The organism is Xanthomonas sp. 60 (genome assembly GCF_011761925.1).
This window is the reverse complement of sequence record NZ_JAASQW010000006.1, coordinates 143,463-159,953: the sequence shown is the minus strand read 5'-3', so window position 1 is coordinate 159,953 and position 16,491 is coordinate 143,463. Positions and strand designations below refer to the sequence as shown.

Below are 16,491 nucleotides of genomic sequence, written 5' to 3'. Positions count from 1 at the left end.
CGCCGGGCAGGGCCCGGCACTACGGCGGAGGTCGCGCGGTCAGGCGGCGCGGCGGAGCGTTTCGGTCAGCGATTCGATGCTGGCGGCCTTGGGTTTGACCAGCCAGAACTTGCCGATGTAATCGCGGAACTCGTCCAGGATCTGCTGCGCCCAGATGCTGCCGGTCAGCTCGCGATGGCGGCCGATCAGGCGGTGCAGGTGCTGGCGGTAGTTCTCGAACCCTTCGGCGGACACGCGGTGGATGTCGATCAGCTCATGGTTGTAGCGGTCGACGAAATCGCGGTCCACGTCGAGCACATAGGCCAGGCCACCGGTGAATCCAGCACCGAAGTTCAGGCCGACCTTGCCCAGCACCAGCACTACGCCGTCGGTCATGTACTCGCAGCAGTGGTCGCCGGCGCCTTCGATGACCGCCAACGCGCCGGAGTTGCGCACCGCGAAGCGTTCGCCGGCGCGCCCTGCCGCGAACAGTTCGCCGCCGGTGGCGCCGTACAGGCAGGTATTGCCGATGATCGCCGTGCTGCGCGCCTCGAAGCGCGCGCCGCGCGGTGGGCGCACCACCAGGCGGCCGCCGGCCATGCCCTTGCCCACGTAATCGTTGGCTTCGCCTTCCACTTCCAGGTGCAGGCCACCGACGTTGAAGGCACCGAAGCTCTGCCCGGCGGTGCCACGGAAACGCAGCTCCAGCGGCGCCCCCGCCATGCCCTGGTTGCCATGCGCGCGCGCGATGCTGCCGGCCAGGCGCGTGCCGATGCTGCGGTCGGTGTTGTGGATCAGGAACCGGTGCTCGGCACCGCGCTTGTTGGCGATGGCATCGGCCAGCAGGCCATCCATCTGCGTGGCCAGGCTGTCCGGTGATTCGTACAGGCGCTGGGCGGCGCAGTGGCTGCCTTCGTAGCTGGCATCGGCCAGCAGCCGCGACAGATCCACGCGTACGCCTTCGCGCGGGGCGGTGTCGATCTGCCGCAGCAGTTCGGTGCGGCCGATGATCTCCTGCAGCGAACGCACGCCCAGGTAGGACAGCCAGCCACGTACTTCTTCGGCCAACAGCCTGAAGAAATTCTCCACGCGCTCGGGCTGGCCCGTGAAGTAGTTTTCGCGCAGGCGCTCGTCCTGCGTGGCCACGCCGGTGGCACAGTTGTTGAGGTGGCAGATGCGCAGGTACTTGCAGCCCAGCACGATCATCGGCCCGGTGCCGAAGCCGAAGCTGTCCGCGCCGAGGATGGCCGCCTTGACCACGTCCAGCCCGGTCTTCAGGCCGCCATCGGTCTGCAGGAGGGTGCGCGTGCGCAGGTCGTTGCCGACCAGCGCCTGGTGGGCCTCGGCCACGCCCAGTTCCCATGGCACGCCGGCATAGCGGATGGAACTCACCGGCGAGGCACCGGTACCACCGTCATGGCCGGAAATGGTGATCAGGTCCGCGCCGGCCTTGACCACGCCCGCCGCGATCGTGCCCACGCCTGCATGGCTGACCAGCTTCACCGAGACCAGCGCGGTGGGATTGACCTGCTTGAGGTCGTAGATGAGCTGCGCCAGGTCTTCGATGGAATAGATATCGTGGTGCGGCGGCGGCGAGATCAGGCCGATGCCCGGCTTGGCATAGCGCAGCCGTGCGATCAGCTCGTTGACCTTGTGGCCGGGCAGCTGGCCGCCTTCGCCGGGTTTGGCGCCCTGGGCGACCTTGATCTGCAGCACTTCGGCGTTGACCAGGTACTCGGCGGTGACGCCGAAGCGTCCGGAGGCCACCTGCTTGATCTTGCTGCGCTTGTCGGTACCGTAGCGCGCGGGATCTTCGCCGCCTTCACCGGAGTTGCTGCGCCCACCGAGGCGGTTCATCGCGATGGCCAGCGCTTCATGCGCTTCCGGTGACAACGCGCCCAGGCTGATGGCTGCGGTATCGAAACGCGGGAACAGCTCACTGGCGGGGGCGACCTCATCCAGCGGTGTCGGCGTGGCCGCCGGCACCAGGGCCAGCAGGTCGCGCAGCGCCGAGGGCGGGCGTGCATGCACCGCATCGCAGTACTGCCGCCAGTGCGCGGCATCGCCCGAACGCGCCGCGCGCTGCAGGGTCATGACCACGTCCGGGTTGTACATGTGATATTCGCCACCGTGCACGTACTTCAGCAGCCCGCCGACGTCCGGTTCCACCTGGTCATCCCAGGCCTGCACGGTGAGCTCGCGTGCCTCTGCATCAAGCCGCGCGAAGCTGACGCCACCCACGCGCGAGGGGGTCTGCGGGAAGCACAGCGCGACCACGTCCGGCTCCAGCCCGACGATCTCGAACAGCTGCGCCCCGCGGTAACTGGCCACGGTGCAGATACCCATCTTGGAGATGATCTTCGACAGGCCCTTGTACACGCCCTTGCGGTAACGGCGGCCGATCTGTGACTGTTCCCCGCCCTTGCTGAGCTTGAGGATGCCGCGCCGGCCCAGATCGAACAGGGTCTGGTAGGCCAGGTATGGATACACCGCGGTGGCACCGAAGCCGAGCAGGCACGCCATGTGGTGTGGGTCGCGCGCGGTGCCGGTTTCGATGATCAGGTTCACGTCGCAGCGCAGGCCGGCGTTGCACAGGTGGTGATGGACCGCACTGGTGGCCATCAGGGCGTGCACCATCGGCCGGTCCGCCACCGGGTAACGGTCGGACAGCAGCAGCATCACCATGCCATCGCGCGCGGCCTGTTCGGCCTCGGCACAGATCCGCTCGATGCCGGCACGCAGTCCTTCGTCCTCGCTGTAGGAGAGGTCGATGAGCCGGTTGGCTTCGGCGTACTGCGCCATCCGCAGCAGCTGCCGCAGTTTGCGCTGGCTCAGCACCGGCGAGTTCAGGATGATGTGGCTGACCGTCTCTGCACCGGCGTGGAAGATGTTGGTTTCCTTGCCCAGCTGCGTGGACAGGGACATCGCGCAGTCTTCGCGCAGCGGGTCGATGGGCGGGTTGGTGACCTGCGCGAACGCCTGGCGGAAATAATCGTACAGCGGCCTGCTGCGCTGGCTCAGTACGGCCATGGGCGTGTCATCGCCCATCGACCCGGTGGCTTCCTGCTCGGTCTCCGCCAGCGGACGCAGTACCTGCTCCACTTCCTCGATGCTGAGCTGGTAGAGCTTGTGGTAGCTGCGCAGCGTGCGCGCGTCGAAGGGCTCTTCCACCAGGGAAGGATCGATCAGTTCGGTCTGCAGGTAGGTCACCCCCTGCTGCAGCCACTGCTTGTACGGTGCGCGTCCGCGGTTGATGCGGTCCACGGCCTCCGAATCGAGCAGGTCGCCGCGCTTGAGGTCGATGGCCATCATCTCGCCCGGGCCCAGCTTGCCCTTGCGCACCACGCGCTCGGTCGGCACTTCCCACACGCCCGCCTCGGAGGCCACCAGGAAATGGCGGTCGCTGGTCAGCATCCAGCGTGCCGGGCGCAGTCCGTTGCGGTCGAGCGTGCACACGGCATAGCGCTCATCGCAGGCCACGATGCCGGCCGGGCCATCCCAGGGCTCGCTGTTGAGGCCATGGAATTCGTAGAACGCGGCGAGATCGGGATCCTTGAATTCCAGCGACTGCGTGGCCGGTGGCACCAGGATGCGCAGCGCCTGGATCAGTTCCATGCCGCCGCTCACCATCAGCTCCAGCATGTTGTCCAGGCTCTGCGAGTCCGAGCCATGCATGGAGATCACCGGATTGAATTCGGCGATGTCAAAGCGCGGTGTCTTCCACACCTTGCTGCGCGCCTGCGCCCAGCGCCGGTTGCCCTCGATGGTGTTGATCTCACCGTTGTGGGCGAGCAGGCGGAACGGATGCGCCAGCGGCCAGCGCGGCAATGTGTTGGTGGAGAAGCGCTGGTGGAAGACGATGGCGCTGGACGCCAGGTCGCTGCGCTGCAGGTCCGGGTAGAAGCGCGGGAGCTTGTCCGGCAGCACCATGCCCTTGTAACTGATGGCCGTCGGGCTGAGGGTGGTGACGTAGTAGTCGTCGTGCTCGCGCAGCGCCTGCTCGCTGCGCCGGCGGGCCAGGAACAGCGACAGCGTGAACGCGGCATCGTCCTGGTCGGCGCCCGCCTCGACGAACACCTGTTCGATGTGCGGCAGGGTGTCGCGCGCCAGCTGGCCGCAGACGCCTGGGTCGGTGGGTACCACGCGCCAACCGCAGGGCTTCGCACCGGCGGCGGTCAGCGCCGCTTCAAGCGTGGCACGGCAATGCGCGGCCGCTTCGGTATCGTGTGGCAGGAACACCACCCCGGCGGCGAAGCGCTCGCCCACCGTGATGCCGGCCTCGCTGGCGAGGGCTTTGAGGAACACACGGGGGCGCCGCAGCAGCAGGCCGCAGCCATCTCCCGTCACGCCATCGGCGGCGACGCCGCCGCGATGGGTCATGCGCGAAAGCGCGGCGATGGCGGTATCCACGAGCAGGCGCGAGGGCTGGTCGTCGAGCTGGGCGACCATGCCGAAGCCACAGGCATCGCGTTCATCTCGTGGGTCGTAGAGCCCGTGGCGGTTGCGGGGGGCCATGTCTGCCTCATCGTCGGGTGGGCGGCGACGCCACCACCCGCCCCACACCATGCGCCATGACAGCCGGAATGAGGTCGCATGCCAGCGGCATGCGCATCGCGGTGGAACGTGGCGGTCGCCGCCGAGGACGATCCGGCGATCACGCGTGTTGCGCGATCGCGGTGCCTCTCCTGGCGCCTGCCAGCGCCCCTGCGCTCATTCCGGTGACAGGGTGCGCCTGTGCGGGAGCGCGTGGGAAGCCACCGGATGCTTCGACTAGATCACACATGGTGCAATGCCGCAACACACGGTTGCACGCGCAACCAAGGGCCCGGCAAGTGGCTGCCCACGCAGGGAAAAGTCAGCCGCAGCGAACGCCGGTGATCACACCCTTGGCATCCACTTCGATGTTCAGGCGCTCGCCGACGAACTCCATCGTGGTCATGTCCTGCGGTCCCAGTGTGCGGACTTCGCGGGCGCCGGCATCCTGCTGGGCCTGGCGTGCGACAGCATCGCTGCTCGGCTGGCCGATCAGGCTCTGCACCTGGGTGGCATCACAGCTGCCCACCGGCGGCGCTTCGGTGGCCTTGCCGGTGGCATCGGTGGGGGCGGCCGCCTGCTGGGCCGCCTGCTGGGCCTGGGCGGTGGCGGCATCCTGCTCATCCATCGGGGGGGCGGAGCAGGCCGCCAGCACCAGGGCGGCGGGCAACGCGAACAGGGCGGAACGGAACAGGCGCGGCAACTGCAGGGACGGCATACGGGCTCCAGAATCAGAGGGTGGACCAGAGCGGGGAAGGATAGCCGGAGACCTGCGCTGACGTGTTCGTCTTGCGTTATTGACGCCGCGTCAGCACACGCCCCGCCACACTCGCCGCATGACGACAGCTGCCGTAACCCCAGAAAAAGCCGCCGCCCGCGCCGCGGGCCTGCGTTACGTGGACGATACGCAGCCGGGCCTGCACCGGCGCAAGGCAGGGAAGGGCTTTGCCTATCGCGACGCGGACGGGCACGCGGTGCGCGACGCCGAGGTCCTGGCGCGCATCCGTTCGCTGGCCGTACCGCCGGCCTACACCGATGTGTGGATCTGCAGCTGGCCCAACGGACACCTGCAGGCGACCGGACGCGATGCGCGCGGCCGCAAGCAGTACCGCTACCATCCGGACTGGGCGAAGATCCGCGGTGAGGGCAAGTTCGACCGCATCATCGCCTTCGGCGAGACCCTGCCCAAGCTGCGCCGGCGGCTGCGCGCGGACCTGCGCCGCAGCGGCTTTCCGCGCGAGAAAGTGCTCGCCATCGTGGTCGCGCTGCTGGCCGAAACCCTGGTGCGCGTGGGCAACGAAACCTATGCGAAAGAGAACAAGTCTTTCGGGCTGACCACGCTGCGCAATCGTCACCTGGCGCTGGTGGCCGGCGGCCGCGTGCAGATGCGTTTCCGTGGCAAATCCGGCCAGCAGCATGAGATCGAGATCGGCGACAAGGCCTTGGCCAGGCAGGTCCGCTCGATCCAGCAGCTGCCCGGGCAATCGCTGTTCCAGTACCGCGATGATGACGGCACGCTGCAGCCGGTGGATTCCGGCGAGGTGAATGATTACCTGCGCGAGGTCATGGGCGAGGCGTTCACTGCCAAGGATTTCCGCACCTGGGGCGGCACCGTCGAAGCGCTGCGCGTGTTCGCCGCCACCGAGCTGCCCGAGCCTGCCAGCAAGACTGCGCTTGCGGCGGCGCAGCGCACGGTGGTGTGCAAGGTGGCCTCACTGCTTGGCAATACGCCGGCAGTGTGCCGCAAGGCCTACATCGATCCGTGCGTGTTCGAGGGCTGGGAGCGCGGCGAACTGGCCGCGCTCGCGGGGCTGCGTGGCGAGCGCCAATGGGAGCAGGCCACGCTGAAATACCTGCGCCGCGCGCGCCGGGTCAACCGTGCGGTCAGCCGCAGTAGATCGCGGTGATGTTGTTGGTGTGGCCGGTCTCGATGGTGAGGCGGTCACCGCCCTGGTGTGCCGCGCCCGCCGCCGGGTCGGCGGTGCCGCTGGCCGTCGGGCCGCTGCGTTCGCGCGTGCCACGCAGCACCTGCACCTGCAGGCTGTCACTGTCCACGCGTGCACGCTCGATGGTCATATCGGTGGCGGCCAGCCCGACCGCGCCACGCACCTTGTCCAGGTGGCACTGACCCGAGATCACGCCGTCGATCGGCTGCACCTGGGCAACCGGCGTGCTCTGGCAGGCCGCCAGTGAGAGGGTGATCGCAGCGGCGGCGAGGGGCGCGCGGAGGTGACGGATCATGGCTGCAGCTCCAGAGAGGGAGGCTACAGCGTGACGTGCAGTGCGTGGTGCCCGGATGAACGCCTGCACGCGATGGGCACGCTGCATTCACTGCAGCGGGCGCGCGTTCTGGCCACACTGCTGGAACGTCCTTGACGTGCCGTTTCGACAACGCGGGGCCGCCCGCCTGAAGCAGGACACGTCGTGGAGAACCCGCTGAAAGGAGATCCAATGGCCACCGCCAAGAAGACCGTCCGCAAGACCCCGACCGGCAAGACCGTCCCCGCTCGCCAGAAGGCCGCCCCGAAGGTACGCAAGGGCGCACGCTCCACCGCCAGCGATCCCCTCGTGCCGGAGGTCGCCGGGCGCCAGCGCGTGGTCAAGACCGCCACGCGCAGGACGGCGGCGACCGACGAACGGGGTGCGCGGGTGGCCGCACGCCAGCGGCGTCTGCAGGATCAGGAAAAGGCCCAGGACGCGCGTGCGAAGAAGGTCGCCAGGAAGGCGGCCAGCAAGGGCGCGACCCAGGCCGGAACGCGGAAGCAGCCGGAAAAGATGCCGGCCCAGCACATCGGCAAGCCGGGCAATGAACACGAACTCGACCTTGCACCGCGCTTCCTTGCACCGGATTACGCAGGCAGCGGCAAGCTCAAGGGCATGCGCGCGATCATCACCGGTGGCGACTCCGGCATCGGCCGCGCGGTGGCCGTGCTGTACGCCCGCGAAGGCGCGGACGTGGCGGTGCTGCACCTGGACGAGCACGACGATGCCGAGCTCACCCGGCAGCACGTGGAACAGGAGGGCGCACGCTGCCTGGTGATCGCCGGCGATGTGCGCGACCCGAAGTTCTGCAACCGTGCAGTGAAGCAGGTGGCCAAGGCCTTCGGAGGGATCGACATCCTGGTCAACAACGCGGCCTTCCAGCTGCACTGCCACCGGCTGGAGGACCTGGACGATGCGCACCTGCAGGAGACCCTGCAGACGAACATCGGCGGGTACATCCAGATGGCACGCGCGGTGTTGCCGTACATGGGCGAGGGCGCGAGCATCGTCAATTCCGGTTCGGAGACCGGCCTGTTCGGCAGCAAATCGCTGATCGACTATTCGGCCACCAAGGGTGCCATCCATGCCTTCACCAAGGCCTTGGCCAGCCAGCTGCTGCCGCGCGGCATCCGGGTGAACTGCGTGGCGCCGGGACCGGTGTGGACACCGCTTAATCCGGCCGACAAGGAGGCCCCGGACGTGGCGGAGTTCGGGCAGGCCAGTGACATGGGCCGTGCCGCGCAGCCGGAAGAACTATCGCCTGCGTACGTGTTCCTCGCCGCCCCGAGCTGCGCCAGCTATATCAGCGGTGTGGTGCTGCCGGTGATGGGCGGCCCGAAGGGCTGACGGTCCGCCGGCCTCGCCGGGACGCCAGAACAGGCAAGGCCGCCCGCCACGTGGGCGGCTTCTGCCTTGGCTCCGGGCGGGCCATACTGGGCCATGGTCGACCTTCATCGAATCCGCGCCCACCTGGCAGCCCAGGTACGGAGCGAGGCCTGGCGCCGCCGTGCCGCGCTGTGGTCGGGTGCGGTGGCCGTCGCGCTGGTGGCGATCCTGTTCGCCAAGGCCAGCGACGCGGCGTTCCACCTGTTCCAGCGCATCACCCAGCACTCGCCGTGGTGGGCGCTGCTGCTGACGCCGGGCATCTTCGCCCTGCTCGCATGGGCCACAGCCGGGGTGCTGCGGCCCACGCGCGGGAGTGGCATTCCTCAGGTCATCGCGGCGCTGGACAGGCCCGACGAGGCATTCCGGAAGACCAACCTGTCGCCCGTCGTCTCCGTCGGCAAGCTGCTGCTGACCTCACTGTCACTGCTCGGCGGTGCTTCGGTGGGTCGCGAAGGACCGACCGTGCATGTCGGCGCGAGCCTGATGTATCTGTTCGGACGACGGTTCGGGTTCACCGATCCGCGCGAGCTTTCGCATTTCCTCTTGGCCGGTGGCGCGGCCGGGATCGCCGCAGCCTTCAACACACCGCTGGCCGGCATCGTCTTCGCCATCGAAGAACTCAGCGGGCGCTTCGAGCACCGCTTCTCCGGCACGCTCCTGACCGCCGTCATCGTGGGCGGCGTGGTCTCGCTCGGGCTGCTCGGCAGTTACACCTATTTCGGCCATGTCAGCGCACGCCTTCCGCTGGGGCAGGGCTGGCTGGCGATCCTGCTGTGCGGCGTGGTCGCCGGACTGCTGGGTGGGCTGTTCGCCCGTGCGGTGCTGATGACCGTCTCCGGCCGTCCACGCTGGCTGGGGCGGCTGCGCTCGCGTCACCCCGTGCTGCTGGCGGCCGCCTGCGGACTGGTCGTGGTTGCCCTGGCGATGGCGTTCGGCGAGGGAGCCTTCGGCACCGGCTACGAGCAGGCGCGCAGCCTGGTGCAGGGACAGGCACTGGTCGGCCATGAGTTCGGCCTGATGAAGCTGCTGGCGAACCTGGCTTCCTACGTGGCCGGCATTCCCGGCGGACTGTTTTCACCGGCCCTGGCGGTCGGCGCGGGACTGGGCCACAACCTTGCCGGCCTGATGCCCGGCGTGGATCCGCGTGCGTTCGTGCTGCTGGGCATGTGCGCCTATCTCACCGGCGTGACCCAGGCGCCGTTGACCTCGGCGGTGATTTCGCTGGAGCTGACCGACAGTGGCGATCTGCTGCTGCCGATCCTGGCGACGGTGCTGATCGCACGCGGGGTGTCCGGGCTGGTGTGCCGCGTGCCGATCTACCGGGGGCTGGCGGAGGCGCTGTTGCCGGCTGCATCGGTGCATGGCGCGGCGGGGGCGCCGGAGCGCCCGCCCCACGGACCGTCCGCCAGCCGGTGACCGCCCGTCGGCGCATGACGTCCGGGGCTTGACTACATCTGTCGCCAGGCGCATGGTGCCGACACGTGTAGTCAACCAGGAGGCCGTCATGCGCCGCAAGACCATCGGGGACCAGGAACTGGCCCTGCTGCAGTACATCGATGAAAACGGCTCGCCCAGCGTCGGCGAGGTGGCGGCCGGCTTCGGCGAGGCACGCGGCCTTGCGCGCTCGACGGTGTTGACGATGATGGAGCGCCTGCGGGGCAAGAACTACCTGCGCCGGCAGCAGCAGGACGGGGTTTACCGGTACCAGTCCACGGCTGCGCAGGACAGCGTGGTGCAAGGGGCGATCGCGCAGTTCGTCGACCGCACGCTGCAGGGTTCGGTGTCACCGTTCGTGGCCTATCTCTCGCAGCGCGAAGCGGTCAGCGATGATGAGCTGGCCGAGCTCGAAGCGCTGGTCGAGCAGCTGCAGTCGCGCCGTCAGGAGGGGTGAGCCATGGACATGCTGATGAACCTGATGGAGCGGCTGGCCTGGACCAGTGTCCAGACGGCGCTGCTGGTGGCCCTGGTGTGGGGGCTGTGCCGTTTCATTCCCACGCTGGGCGCAGCCGCGCGCTGCCGCCTGTGGTGGCTGGTCTCACTGCAGGCGCTCGCCGGACTGCTGTGGGCGCAGCCGCTGCAGCTGGCGGTGCTGCCGGCCACCGCCGCTGCGGCCACGCAGGTACCCGAAGCGATGACCGCAAGCGCGGTGCAGACACACGCTCCGACCCTGGTGATGCCGCTGACCGATGCCATCGCCGCGCCTGCGGCGGCCAGCGGCATGCCCGCAGCGGCGACGTGGATGCTGCTGCTCGCCGCGCTCTGGGGCGCCGGCGTGGCGACCATGGCATGGCGCACATACCAGGACTGGCGACGTACTCGTGCGCTGCTGGCTTCGGCCACGCCCTGCGCGGACCACGCCCTCGTCGCCGCCCTGCAGATGGCGGCCGATGCCCACGGCCTGCGGCGCGCCCCGCGCGTGCTGATGAGCGCGCGTATCGATGCACCGCAGGTCGTGGGGCCGATGCGCCCGGTGCTGCTGCTGCCGGCAGAACGCCATGCGCTGCAGGGTGATGCGCTGGACATGGCGCTGACGCATGAGCTGCAGCACCTGCAGCGGCGTGACCTGCAGTGGGGCCTGCTGCCGGCGCTGGCGCAGCATCTGTTTTTCTTCCACCCTCTGCTGCGCGTGGCTGTCAACGAATATGCCCAGGCCCGCGAAGAGGCCGTGGACAGCGCGGTGGTCGAAGGTCGCGGCGAGCGACGCCAGGACTACGGCCGCCTGCTGCTGCAGCTGGGCGTTGTACAGCGACCGCACCTCGGGGTGGCCAGCGCGGCACCGAGTGCCAGCAGCCTGAAGCGGCGCCTGCGCTCGCTCCAGCAGCACCATGCCTGCCCGAAGGCGCTGGCCACCACGCTCACACTGGCCGTGCTGGCCGTGGGCGTGCTGCCGCTGAGACTGGTGGCGGCCCCGCAGCCGCCGGCGCCGCCCCGCCCACCGGTGGCGAGCGTGGCGGCTGCGTTACCTGCGGTACCTGCGGTGCCCGCACCGGCCCTTGCACCCAAGGCCCCGCCGCCCCCGGTGGCACCCGCGGCCGCCCCTCCTGCGCCGCCCGCGCCCCCTGCAGCGCCATCGCAGGGCAGCCGTCACAGCCTGAGCCAGACCACCCTGAGCCGGAGCGGAGGGGCGACCTCGCGCGCCATCGTCACCCACGGTCGCCTGGATCTGGGCGAGCGTCCGCCCCGGGCATACGTGCTGGTGGACGGAGAGCGCAGCTATGCCGACGGCGCACTGCAAGATGTGGAGCAGGCCCGCCAGGACCTGGGATCGGACCCCTCCGGTTTCTGGTTCCGGCAGGGGACGCAGCGCTATGTCATACGCGATCCTGCGTTACTGCAGCAGATGCAGGCAGCCTATGCCGAAGCGGCCCGCGTCGGCGAGCAGCAGGCGGTGCTGGGACGCCAGCAGGGCGAACTGGGCCGCCGCACGGGCGAGGCGGCGCGTGCGCTGGGCCGGCGCGCGGCCGAACAGGCCCGGGCTGCACTCGCTGCGGCCGACATCAACGCCGATGCCGCAGCCGAGGCGGCGCGCGCCTCCCACGGTGCGCGTGGCGAGGCCGGGCAGGAAAACGCCATCGCCGCGCTTGCCCAGCAGCAGGCCGCATTGGGTGCGAAGCAGGCGGCGCTGGGGCAGCGTCAGGCGGAGATCAACGTGCGGGCCACGCGCGAAGCCGAACGGGTGATCGCGCAGGCCCTGAAAGACGGGCGGGCGCAACGCCTGTGAAGTGCAGCCGGCAGAGCGGGCCGATGCCCGCTCTGCCGCGCGGCCACGTCAGCCGCAGCTGGCGCTCTCGATCTTGTTGGACTCATCCACGCGGAGGGTGACCCGGTCTTCGCGGTAATCCATGGTCACTGCCATGCCCGGCTTCACCACGCGCGCCGTGCGTGCCCCGGCATCGCGTACTGCCTTGTCCACCACTTCCTGTGCCGCCATGCGGCCGGTCAGCGCGGCCAGCGTATCGGGCCGGCAATGGCTGCCCACGCCGGCAACTTCGGGCTTGGGATGGGTGGGCGAGGTATCGACACTCGGTGGCGTGCTGCTGCACGCGGCAAGCGGCAACAGGCAGCCAAGCAACAACCAACGGTTCGAACGCATGGTGGACCTCCCGGATGGATGGATGGGACCCCCCCATCTGGCGCCAGGGCGCGTCAACGCACGGTCAAGCTGACCGCATGCCGGCCCTGCGCGGTGCAGGCTCAGCCCCGTAGCGGCAGGCAGTTGACCGGCGGCGGGACCTCGGCCTGCGCCTGCTGCTCGACCAGCGTGAGGAACAGCTGGGCCAGGGTCACCACGTCCTGGTGGTTATGCGCGGCCACGCGGCGCAGGTTCACCGCGTCGCCGCCGCGCAGGTACCGCAGCCATGCCGCCGGCGCCTCTGAGCCGGGCAGGTCGTCCTCGCGCACGATCTTCAACAGCTGCCGCTCGATGGTGGCCAGCCGGCAGTTTTCCCACACGCCGCGGTAGCGGCGGCGGGTCGGGTACAGCAGGTCGATGTGGTCCAGCGCGGTGATCGGCTCGACCTGCCGCGCCAGCCGGTAACGTGTCTTCAGCAGCGGCGCGTCGTAGCTGCGGCCGTTGTAGCTGGAAAACACCGTGGTCGGCGCCAGCCAGCCGGTGAAGTGGCGCAGCATGGCGGCCTCCGCCGCCATGGTGGAGATCATCAGCTGGCGGATGCGCAGCCCCGGTCCACGCTGCGCATCCTCGTGCCAGTCCGCCGCACCGATCATGAACGCGCGCGTGCCGGTGCCACCGGCCAGGCCCGTGGTTTCGGTATCGAAGAACAGCAGGTCGCGGGGGACGACGTGCGCCTGTTCGCGCTTGGCGAACGCCAGCGACAGGGGCGCGTCCGGAATCACCTGCGGCAGGAACGATTGGATCAGGTGCAGGCCGGGCTCGATTTCCGTGCCGGGCAGCGCACGGTCAAGCGCACGCGTTCGCGCCGTGGCGACACCCCGCTCGCCCCCGCGCCCGCGCACGCCCAGCAGGCGACGCAGGCCCGCCGTATCAGCCGCCGGACGTGGCAAGGTCGTCGTGCCGCTGGCCTTGTGGCGGATCTCCTGCTCCACCCAGGCGAATACCGACCGTGCCGGCGCGGGCTGTTTCGCATCGTTCGCGGCGGGCGGCAGCACGGGCGTGGTGGAAACCTCCGCCGGGGTGGCAGACGCCATGGCCGCAGTCGCCACGGGCGCGGGGCTCACCCCGGCGTCGCCCGCCTGCCGGCGCAGCAGCCGCAGTTTGTCCAGGCTCACGCTCACGGGGCCAGCAGCTCCACCGCTTCGCGCAGGCTCACGTGCGCATCGGCGACCTGCGCGCAGGCCGCCGCATCGAACAGGTCCAGCACGCGCGCTGCCAGTGCGCGTGGTGTCGTGTCATCCGCCTCCTGCGCGGCCAGCACCGGGCCCACGCAGGCCGGGCACCCGGCCTTGCAGTCGCAGCGTTGCACCAGCTCGCGCGCGCGCTGCACCAGCTCCTGCTGGCGCTGCCACAGCGGCTCGCTCAGGCCCACGCCGCCGGGGAAATTGTCGTACAGGTAAACGGTCGGCACGAACTGCTGCAGCAGCTCCACCGCGCCGGCCTCGCCTTCCTCGCCACGCAGTTGGCCGCGGCCACTCTGGTCGGCGATCGCAAACCACGCACCATCGCCGTTGCCGACCGCTTTCTGCAGGTCGCGCGCATCGGCCATCACTGCCACGGTCGCCACGATGTGCAGCGCGTACGCCGCCCCGAGGAAACCGTCCAGCGCATCCTGCCGGCTTGCGAAGGCGCGCAGCAGCAGGGCCTGCGGCAGCTGCCACCAGACGGCGGTGGTGTGCAGTTCCTGGTCGGGCAGGTTGACCGGTCCGTAGCCGATGTTCTCGTGGGTGTAATAGCGGATCTTCTTGTAACCCGCGACGCGGCGGACCACGTGCACTTCGCCGTGGTGCGAATCACCGCGGCCGGCCACGTTGCCGTCGAAGCGGTCCAGCACCTTGAGCTTGGTGAAGTCGATGCTGTCGGTGTAGTAGTCCACGTGGGTGCGCGTGACGTAGGCCTTGCGGCCCTCCCAGTCCAGCGTTTCCACCTGGTAGGGCGTGGACTGCACCATGTGGATGGCGCCCTCGTACAAGGTCAGCGCCGCAGCGGAATAATCCACTTCGGCGATGATGCGCTGCTTGCCATCGCTGCGATCGACGACCACGAAGTTGCCATCGGCGACCGAGCGCAGGCTCACCGCATTGGCGGGATAGCTGTCGGCGATCCACTCCCAGCGTTCGCCTTCGCGGTGGACCACTTCGGTTTCCGCGAGTGCTTCGAGGAACACCTCCGGGTCGATCGGGCCGAACCCGTCGCCGACCAGGAACGGCAGCTCGAACGCTGCGCAGCGGATGTGGTCGAACAGGATCAGCGGCTGGTCGGGCGCGGTGCGCGCGTGTTCGGGCGATGCCTCGGCGAAGAAGTCCGGGTGCCGTACCACGTACTGGTCCAAGGGCTGCGAGCTGGCCACCATCACCCCGAGCGCCGGTTGCTGGCGGCGGCCGGCGCGGCCAAAGCGCTGCCAGGTGGCCGCCACGCTGCCCGGATACCCGTTGAGGATCACCACGTCGAGGCTGCCGATGTCCACGCCGAGCTCCAGCGCGGAGGTGCTGATGATGCCGTCGATCTCGCCCGCCCGCATCGCGCGCTCGGTCTCGCGGCGCTCGGTGGGCAGGTAACCGCCGCGGTACGCACGGATGCGTGGGGGCTTGCGCGGATCGTGGTCGAAGATGTCCTTCAGGTATTTGGTCAGCACTTCCACCATCAGCCGGCTCTGCGCGAACACCAGGGTCTTGAGCCCGGACTTGATCGCGATGCGCGCGATGCGGTTGCTCTGCGAGCGTGCCGAGGCGCGCAGCCCGAGATCCGGATTGACCACCGGCGGGTTCCACAGCAGCACCTGCTTGGGCCCGCTCGGCGCGCCGGATTCGCTGATCGCGGTGACCGGTGCTTCGATCAGCGCCTCGGCGTGCGCCTGCGGATTGCCGATGGTCGCCGAGCACAGGATGAACTGCGGCTCCACGCCGTAGAACGCACAGATGCGTTTCAGGCGGCGCAGCACATTGGTGACGTGGCTGCCGAATACCCCGCGGTAGGTGTGTACTTCATCGATGACCACATAGCGCAGGTTCTCGAAGAACTGCGCCCACTTGGTGTGGTGCGGCAGGATGGCCTGGTGCAGCATGTCCGGGTTGGACACCACGATGTTGCCGTGCAGGCGGATCGCCTGGCGCGCATCACCGGGCGTATCGCCGTCGAAGGTAAAGGCCTTGATGCCCAGATCGCCGGCGCGGTTGAGCTCCAGCAGCTCGGCGACCTGGTCCTGCGCCAGCGCCTTGGTCGGGAACAGGTACAGCGCCTTGGCGTTGCCCTGCATGGCTGCACTGACCACCGGCAGGGTGTAGCACAGCGATTTTCCGCTGGCGGTCGGGGTGACGATGGCGACGTGTTCGCCGCGCTGCGCGGCATCCCAGGCCTGGGCCTGGTGGCTGTACAGCTGCTCGATGCCACGTGCCTTCAGCGCAGCGACCAGGGCCGGCGGCACGGCATCGGGGATCGGCACGTAACGACCCTCCCGCGCCGGGATGGCGAAGCTGCCGGTGATGCGGTCGTGGTAGCGGCGCTGCAGCCGGTTGCTGAGCAGTGCACCGTCGCGCGCCGGCAGGCCATCGCGGGTGGCGAGCTGGTGTTCGGCGTCGGCGGTGCGCTTGGCGAGTTCGTAAGCCATCGGGTGAGCGATCCGCAAAGCATGAAGGGGAACACAGCAGTGTCGCAGGATCTGAGACGCGTTGGCACCGGCGTGGCGCCGGTACGGCGGCGCGTGCGGGCAACGAAATCTGAAGGCTTCATCCCGTAGCGTGTACGGACCCGGGAACGCCAGGAGAGGCGACAGTGAAACGACGTGCGGGGCGTGTCGCCTTGTTGTGCGCGATGCTGCTGGCGATGGATGCGCAGGCGCAGGAAGCCTCGCCGCCCTCGCCGCCGCAGGCCGACGTGACCACGCTGGGCGAGGTACGCGCACTGCGGCCTGAAGATGGCGAAGCGGTGGACCTGTACCGCTTCCGCAATCCGGTGCAGGTCGCGCCGAACCGGTTCAGTCGATCCTGGAGCGAGCCGCCGAGTCCCGAGCAGGTGGGGATGAGCGGCGGCTACGTGATGATGGGTATCAACTACGGGTTGATGAAGGCCGCGCAGGGGCTGCACACGCTCACCGGCGGGCGGGACCAGATCCAGCCGGCCATCGCCCGGCCGCCGCCTGCGCTGAACGAGGATGAGTGGCGGCGCGCCGAGCAGCAGCGCTGAAGGCGCAACGCGGCCAG

At 69.2% G+C, this 16,491-nt stretch carries 12 protein-coding genes; 6 read left to right on the top strand and 6 right to left on the bottom strand.

All coding sequences use genetic code 11. The features are described 5' to 3' along the window. Positions 1–39: 39 nt before the first annotated feature. Together gltB and FHY09_RS13225 are read right to left on the bottom strand one after the other, a co-directional pair. Positions 40–4,494, bottom strand: coding sequence for a glutamate synthase large subunit (gltB, locus tag FHY09_RS13230; RefSeq protein WP_166927353.1), 4,455 nt, complete (start codon positions 4,492–4,494; stop codon positions 40–42). A 340-nt stretch (positions 4,495–4,834) separates the two neighbouring features. After that, positions 4,835–5,230, bottom strand: coding sequence for an I78 family peptidase inhibitor (locus tag FHY09_RS13225; protein ID WP_166927352.1), 396 nt, complete (start codon positions 5,228–5,230; stop codon positions 4,835–4,837). Positions 5,231–5,348: 118 nt separating this feature from the next. Here FHY09_RS13225 and FHY09_RS13220 point away from each other — a divergent pair, with 118 nt between their 5' ends. Then, positions 5,349–6,419 (top strand): DNA topoisomerase IB, encoded by a 1,071-nt coding sequence (locus tag FHY09_RS13220; RefSeq protein ID WP_166927351.1) that lies wholly within the window; start codon positions 5,349–5,351, stop codon positions 6,417–6,419. On the opposite strand, the gene FHY09_RS13215 is transcribed toward FHY09_RS13220, so the two are convergent. Further along, positions 6,397–6,753, bottom strand: coding sequence for a hypothetical protein (locus FHY09_RS13215; RefSeq protein WP_166927350.1), 357 nt, complete (start codon positions 6,751–6,753; stop codon positions 6,397–6,399). The two genes, FHY09_RS13220 and FHY09_RS13215, sit on opposite strands and share 23 nt — an antisense overlap. Before the next feature lie 210 nt (positions 6,754–6,963). Here FHY09_RS13215 and FHY09_RS13210 point away from each other — a divergent pair, with 210 nt between their 5' ends. The 4 genes from FHY09_RS13210 (at position 6,964) to FHY09_RS13195 (ending at position 11,881) form a co-directional block, all read left to right on the top strand. Further along, positions 6,964–8,121 (top strand): SDR family oxidoreductase, encoded by a 1,158-nt coding sequence (locus tag FHY09_RS13210; RefSeq protein ID WP_166927349.1) that lies wholly within the window; start codon positions 6,964–6,966, stop codon positions 8,119–8,121. A gap of 93 nt (positions 8,122–8,214) precedes the next feature. Then, positions 8,215–9,576 (top strand): chloride channel protein, encoded by a 1,362-nt coding sequence (locus FHY09_RS13205; RefSeq protein ID WP_456362815.1) that lies wholly within the window; start codon positions 8,215–8,217, stop codon positions 9,574–9,576. Positions 9,577–9,664: 88 nt separating this feature from the next. Further along, entirely contained in the window at positions 9,665–10,051 is a 387-nt protein-coding gene (locus tag FHY09_RS13200) for a BlaI/MecI/CopY family transcriptional regulator (RefSeq protein WP_166927348.1), read from the top strand. Positions 10,052–10,054: 3 nt separating this feature from the next. After that, positions 10,055–11,881 (top strand): M56 family metallopeptidase, encoded by a 1,827-nt coding sequence (locus tag FHY09_RS13195; RefSeq protein ID WP_166927347.1) that lies wholly within the window; start codon positions 10,055–10,057, stop codon positions 11,879–11,881. Between the two features lie 48 nt (positions 11,882–11,929). On the opposite strand, the gene FHY09_RS13190 is transcribed toward FHY09_RS13195, so the two are convergent. The 3 genes from FHY09_RS13190 to FHY09_RS13180 all read right to left on the bottom strand — a co-directional run bounded on the left by FHY09_RS13190 (position 11,930) and on the right by FHY09_RS13180 (position 15,899). Continuing rightward, a complete protein-coding gene (locus FHY09_RS13190; RefSeq protein WP_166927346.1) occupies positions 11,930–12,253 on the bottom strand; it encodes an I78 family peptidase inhibitor in 324 nt (107 codons plus the stop codon). A gap of 101 nt (positions 12,254–12,354) precedes the next feature. Beyond that, positions 12,355–13,413 (bottom strand): ribonuclease H-like domain-containing protein, encoded by a 1,059-nt coding sequence (locus FHY09_RS13185; RefSeq protein ID WP_166927345.1) that lies wholly within the window; start codon positions 13,411–13,413, stop codon positions 12,355–12,357. Further along, complete coding sequence (locus FHY09_RS13180; protein WP_166927344.1) at positions 13,410–15,899, bottom strand: DEAD/DEAH box helicase; 2,490 nt, start codon at positions 15,897–15,899, stop codon at positions 13,410–13,412. The genes FHY09_RS13185 and FHY09_RS13180 overlap by 4 nt, the downstream gene beginning before the upstream one ends. 203 nt (positions 15,900–16,102) lie before the next feature. On the opposite strand from FHY09_RS13180, the gene FHY09_RS13175 reads away from it, so the two are divergent. Continuing rightward, the gene (locus FHY09_RS13175) at positions 16,103–16,474 is read left to right on the top strand and encodes a hypothetical protein (protein WP_166927452.1); all 372 of its coding nucleotides are present in this window, start codon (positions 16,103–16,105) and stop codon (positions 16,472–16,474) included. Positions 16,475–16,491: the final 17 nt, after the last annotated feature.